Origin of the sequence: Microcystis sp. LE19-195.1E, from assembly GCF_027532095.1 — a bacterium.
Taxonomy (GTDB): domain Bacteria; phylum Cyanobacteriota; class Cyanobacteriia; order Cyanobacteriales; family Microcystaceae; genus Microcystis; species Microcystis aeruginosa.
In genome coordinates, this window is sequence record NZ_JAPZSZ010000026.1 from 1 (window position 1) to 5,474 (window position 5,474).

The window sequence follows — 5,474 nt, forward strand, 5'->3', positions numbered from 1 at the left end:
TGTGGGAGAGATAGGGGGAAAATTCTGGGACTTTTTCTCTGAAAATTAGGTAATTGACCAGATGAGAATCGGTAAAACCCTACACCCCACACCCCACACCCCACACCCTGTCCCCACGAAAAACTTTTTCAGCAGACCCTACCTAAGATGATAGTGTCCGGCCAAAATCCTAGTCAAGGAGAGCGTTTTCAGCAATCTCGCCATCGATCGCAAGCTCAAGAACTTGACCTTAAATTTATACCGACAAAAAAATAGTCAAGAATCCTAGCAGGAAATACCAAGACGCATCTACAACGTCATAAAAGTAAAAATATAATTATATGTCCCCTCAAATTCTCGATATAGCTGAAAATCTCTCTCTAACCACTTGCGGCACTATTCTCACCCTGGCAGTCTTAGAAACCATTCTATCGGCCGATAATGCCGTCGCCCTGTCCGCTTTGGTGCGAGAACTTCCCGACCCCAGACAACAACGCCAGGCTTTAAACTGGGGATTGGCCGGGGCATTTGTGTTAAGAGTTGCCATGTTAGTCAGTGCCAGTTGGACAGTTAAATTCTGGCAGGTGGAGGTACTGGGTGCTATTTATCTGATCTGGTTAGCGGGTAAGCATTTTTGGCAGAAATTTTTGAATATAGAAATAGAAGACGAAAATTTTGCCCTTAATCTCGCCATAGAATCTTTTGGCCGTGTTATTGTTCTGATTGCTTTTACGGATCTGGCTTTTTCCCTCGATAGTGTGACAACAGCGATCGCCCTAGCCGATCGATTCTGGATTCTTCTGACTGGTGGTATTTTGGGAATGTTAGCCCTACGATTTTTAACCGGTTTATTTGTCAGGTGGTTAGCTGAGTTTGTTTACCTACAAGATGCGGCCTATCTGACGGTTTTAGCGGTAGGGGGAAGATTGTTATTAAAAGCTTGTCAACCAACCTATTTGCCGCCAGAGTGGATGGCATTAATGATGGTGGCGGTCTCCTTAAGTTGGGGCTTTTCTAAGCGTGTTGTGGTGGAATAGTTCTGGCAGCAAGGGATTTTCTCAATTTTTTAGGAGCGTGTCAACCGTTATACTCCGGGAGGATGGGCGACTGTGACATAATTTGGGACTAGGTACGGTAAGAGTCGCTAGTGAACCCCGTTAGCCTTGGAGACTTCCTTGCTAGACACCATTTCCACCCTATCCTCAAAACTAACAGCGATCGAAACCACGGGAAATCCTCTCCCGAAAGTTGCCACCTGTTCCTCCACCTGTCGTTACTGTCGGTTTTATAAGTTTCAGGGGAGAGGAAACGGCTATTGTCAACGCTTGGGAGTCGCTGTCCACAGTCATTGGCGCGCCTGTCCTTTGATTTGTCCACCTTTCGCCCCTTCTTGGGAAAGGTCGGAAAATGGGTAATTCTAAGTAGGGTCTGCTGAAAAAGTTTTTCCTAGGGGCAGGGTGTAGGGTGTGGGGTGTGGGGTGTGGGGTTTTACCCATTTTCATCGGGTAAATTACCTAATTTTCAGGGAAAAAGTCCCGGAATTTTCCCCCCGACCACTCCCATATCTGGTACTTTTTGATTGACAAAAAGTCTAAAAGTCTGACCCAACAAGGTTTTTAGATTTATTCAGCTAACCCTAAGTAGTTATCTGGATTCTACCACCTGTATCGAGCAATTTTCTCCCCATCCCGCTCCGTGCGAGGATGGGGTTTTAATCGAAACCGATGCTTTCCACTCCACCGCTATCGGGACTGGTGGCGACAAAATAGAGAATTCCCGACCCTAGACAAGCGATCGCTATACTAAAGCAAATAATCCAGACTTGAGCAGGTTCATAGCTATTACTATCGATCGCCCGACGGATGAGAAAATAGTGGCGCGTGGCGATGACAACGGTTAATAATCCCACCATAGCGAAGACAAAACCCAACAACCAACCTAGTCCTAGAGATGACGAAGATGCTGTCCGTAAACGCAAAATGACCAGACCAAAACCCATCAAAGCGATGGAAGCGCGCATCCAAGACAGATAGGTGCGTTCGTTGGCCGAATGATCTCGCCAGTAATCAGGGTTAAATTTCTGCTTTGTCTTTTGGGATTTAAACAGCATAGAGGAGTTCCTCGCAGTGAAATTCAATAAAATCAAGTATTCTTTCTTATGGTTTTAATAAATTGTTTTTATCATCTAGTTTTTCGCTTATCTTTAACCAATTCAAGGGACTTAAGCAGATTATCATCCATAAATAGGGGAAGTTTACCGTCCCATCTTTCGATCGCTTTGTTCTGTAAAACTTCTGGACTTAAGGAATCTTGGAGAATGCGATGAGCTTCCGCCTCTCCCTTAGCCAGATTGATTTTTACTTCCGATTCTTTCAGAGCTTTCAGCACCATAAAACCGGCTTTTTTGGCCTCCTGTTCGGCAATTTGTTTGGCTTCCACCGCATCGGTAAAGCGATCGGAAAAATTGACATGAACCAAAGAAATATCATCGACACCGATATGATAATTTTTCATTCTTTCGGTCAAACGAATATCCACTTCCCCTTTCACCTCCTCCCGTTTAGTAATTAATTCTTCGGCGGTATATTTAGCCATAACTGCCTTGAGAATTTCCTCAACTGCTGGATCGATCACTCGTTCAATGACAGCCGCTTCATCGCCAATTTGTTGAAAAATAGTATTAACTTCTGATGCTAAAATATGCCAATTCATGGCCACATCTGTGAAGACTTCCTGTAGGTCTTTGGAGGAAGCTTCGGCCGCTATCTGTTGTTTTTGAATTCTCACACTTAGTTTTTTCACCGTGTTAACAACGGGAATAATCCCGTGAATACCCTCATTAAGTATTTTATCCTGTACTTGACCAAAGACCATTAAAACTCCTCTTTCTCCCGCATTGACAATCACGAAAGGATTAAAAATAATCGCCAAAATTAATAACAAAAAAAAGAGATTGCTTGGTCTAGCAAAAAGGCGAATTTTGAGCATTTTAATTGGTAATAGAGATAGTTTATGGGATTACAAATCAATAAAATGGCTGATTTTATCTATTTTAATAATTTTAGTAACTAGAAATAAAGGTAAACTTTGTTCTATATTATTTAGATAAATTCAGATTTAGTCTCGTTATTTTTTCGTTTTGGCTGATAAAAAAATCGTGAAATAATTGTTTATTTGTAATTATCATATTCGCCGCTTAAATGTTTTAGTAATCATGAATTAAAACGATTATCTCGTTAGTTTTAGTCAGAAAGTTGGACAAAAAAGCATTTATTTATCCAAGAAAGGAATCGGGGTTATCCAGAAGCAATTATAACAAAATTTCCTTTGGTCTAAATGGTACATTCTCATTCCACCAGTCTAGCTGGTACTTTCTTTTGTAGCAATTACCTTAACACAATCTAGTTTCGGCATAAAAGATATTTTGTATAAAGGATATCTCGATAAATTGACTCGCAGAAGATGGCTATGATAGAACCCTAAATACAGTAAACGGATAAGCCTACTGTACCTAATTCCATCCCCTAACGAGGTCATTTATCGATGAGTCATCTTTTCATGCGGTCGCAGCACCTCGCCGCTCTTTTCAAAATCGCCGCCACGATGACCGGAGTGGCCTTAGCTCTAACGACTGGAACACCCGCGCGCGCGGCGGGTTTTCTCCCCTTTTCCTTTCAAACCAACGTTACCGCGAGTCCGGACCTAACCGGAAATCCTAATCTTCTCAACGATCCCACTAGAGATGTCCGTCTCGATTCGGTGGTTTTCAACGGTTTAACGGTCAGTCAGTTTGATCTGGTCAATGCGGGTCGGGTTATCCGCAACGATACCGCCGACGTTACCGTGGGGGGAGTCACATATACTAACGGAATTCTCCATGCGGGTCACGGACCGAACACGACTAGCGATCCCCTGGTCGGGGAGGGTCCAGGGAAACCGAACCCCACCGACGCGGATATCGCCGCCAGTTTGGGCAATTTAAACCTGAATAGTCTCCTCGTAACCCGTGAGAACGCCGATACTGCAATTATCGAGGTTTCTTTCCTCCGACCGGTGAATACGTTCTTTTTCTGGGAACGGGGGGGAACGCCGGGGGGAACCGTTGCGGGGGATAGCGATTTACTGGTGGAAGCGCTCGCGGACGATGGAACGACGGTCTTAGCCAGTTATAAAATTTTACGCGCGAACTACACGAAAGCGGACTATAACATCAGCACGATCGTTCCTCCCGTCCTCAACAACGGCCCGTTCAATATTGGTTCGATCGGGATTCGGCTCGACGGTATCCGCGCGCGAACTCTGCGCTTAACTAGCGAGCGCAATAACGATCCCCAACGTTTGAACGGAGTCGGCGATAACGGGCCAGATTTCAAAGTAATCGCCGCCGATGTCAAGGTTCCCGAACCTAATGTCGTGTTCGCCACCCTACTCGCAGGAAGTCTTGGAATCTTTGTGAAACGAGGCAAGGATCGTTCTACTCGAAGTAGGGAGTGAATGCTTTAAAGGCGGTTTAAATGCTATCGACCAGCGAACTGTCATTCATGAAAAAATAGCGATAAATGGGTTAAAACCCTCTATTTATCCATTATTAAGGAGATAATCACCCTTTTTCCTCGATAGCACAGATCGAGGAATTTGCCCTTTATTTCCCTCCCTGAGCGCCCATGTCTGACCGTTACCGTTTCGAGACGCTGCAAGTACACGACACGCCGGCCAGGAACCTGCCCCCGGAACCAACGCCCGCGCCGTTCCCATCTATCTCAAGGTCGCGAGAGGACTCCCGTTAAACCGCTACGCAGTTAACGGGAGATGAATCGCGACCAGAATGAAACTAACGCGGTAGCGTTTCCACTTTCGGGGAGTTTTGGTTCTCGACGTATTTTTTTAGTTGTTCGACAGTAACGCCGCCACAACTAGCCACGAAATAAGCTCCCGTCCAAAAATAAGGTTTATTGTCGAAATACTTTGCCGCCAAATCCGGAAATTCCTTTCTAATTAAGCGACTACTAACTGTTTTAAGGTTAGCGATTAATTTGGATAAAGCAATGTCAGGTTTGTCATCAATAATCCGGTGAACGTAATCCGATTCACCGTTGAAATAAAGTAATGTGCTGTCCCATTTCGTCAGCGTTGACACAAAAATTTCTTTAAGTCGGGCTAAGATTTCATTGTTAATAGCAATGGCCGGTATTTGATGACGAATACGACCTGAGCGGTAAGTCTATAAACGGGGCGAAGTCCATGATTGTAATTAGTTGATATACTAGGCAGTAAGTGTTATAATTTAACTATACATCACGAAACTAACGACAGTGATAACGCTTACCTACCAGTACAAACTCAAGGTAAACAGACAACAGGAACGGGAGATCATCCACATTCTTGATGTTGGCAAGAGCGTTTATAATTACGCGCTCTCGGAACGGAAAGATTGGTTAAACTCTCGAAAGTGTCTTGCGGATCGCTGTTCGCTAGTTTCCGAGTACATAATTCCT

At 44.2% G+C, this 5,474-nt stretch carries 7 protein-coding genes; 3 read left to right on the forward strand and 4 right to left on the reverse strand.

Annotated features, from left to right (window positions below; all coding sequences use genetic code 11):
• The first annotated feature begins 320 nt into the window (after window positions 1-320).
• Window positions 321-1,016 carry a TerC family protein gene (locus O9300_RS02025; protein WP_287969740.1) on the forward strand — a complete coding sequence of 232 codons (696 nt, stop codon included), beginning with the start codon at window positions 321-323 and terminating at the stop codon, window positions 1,014-1,016.
• Between the two features lie 171 nt (window positions 1,017-1,187).
• On the opposite strand, the gene O9300_RS02030 is transcribed toward O9300_RS02025, so the two are convergent.
• The 3 genes from O9300_RS02030 to O9300_RS02040 form a co-directional block, all read right to left on the reverse strand.
• Window positions 1,188-1,481 carry a hypothetical protein gene (locus O9300_RS02030; RefSeq protein WP_287969741.1) on the reverse strand — a complete coding sequence of 98 codons (294 nt, stop codon included), beginning with the start codon at window positions 1,479-1,481 and terminating at the stop codon, window positions 1,188-1,190.
• Window positions 1,482-1,690: 209 nt separating this feature from the next.
• Window positions 1,691-2,089 carry a YidH family protein gene (locus O9300_RS02035; RefSeq protein ID WP_287969743.1) on the reverse strand — a complete coding sequence of 133 codons (399 nt, stop codon included), beginning with the start codon at window positions 2,087-2,089 and terminating at the stop codon, window positions 1,691-1,693.
• Between the two features lie 71 nt (window positions 2,090-2,160).
• The gene (locus tag O9300_RS02040) at window positions 2,161-2,967 is read right to left on the reverse strand and encodes a prohibitin family protein (RefSeq protein WP_072927402.1); all 807 of its coding nucleotides are present in this window, start codon (window positions 2,965-2,967) and stop codon (window positions 2,161-2,163) included.
• 555 nt (window positions 2,968-3,522) lie between these two features.
• On the opposite strand from O9300_RS02040, the gene O9300_RS02045 reads away from it, so the two are divergent.
• Window positions 3,523-4,473: an exosortase-dependent surface protein XDP2 gene (locus O9300_RS02045; RefSeq protein ID WP_287969744.1), complete on the forward strand. Its 951-nt coding sequence runs from the start codon at window positions 3,523-3,525 to the stop codon at window positions 4,471-4,473.
• A gap of 337 nt (window positions 4,474-4,810) precedes the next feature.
• On the opposite strand, the gene tnpA is transcribed toward O9300_RS02045, so the two are convergent.
• A complete protein-coding gene (gene tnpA, locus O9300_RS02050; RefSeq protein WP_502846385.1) occupies window positions 4,811-5,182 on the reverse strand; it encodes an IS200/IS605 family transposase in 372 nt (123 codons plus the stop codon).
• A 109-nt stretch (window positions 5,183-5,291) separates the two neighbouring features.
• Here tnpA and O9300_RS02055 point away from each other — a divergent pair.
• A partial coding sequence (locus O9300_RS02055) for a helix-turn-helix domain-containing protein (protein WP_287969748.1) occupies window positions 5,292-5,474 on the forward strand: 183 nt, incomplete at its 3' end.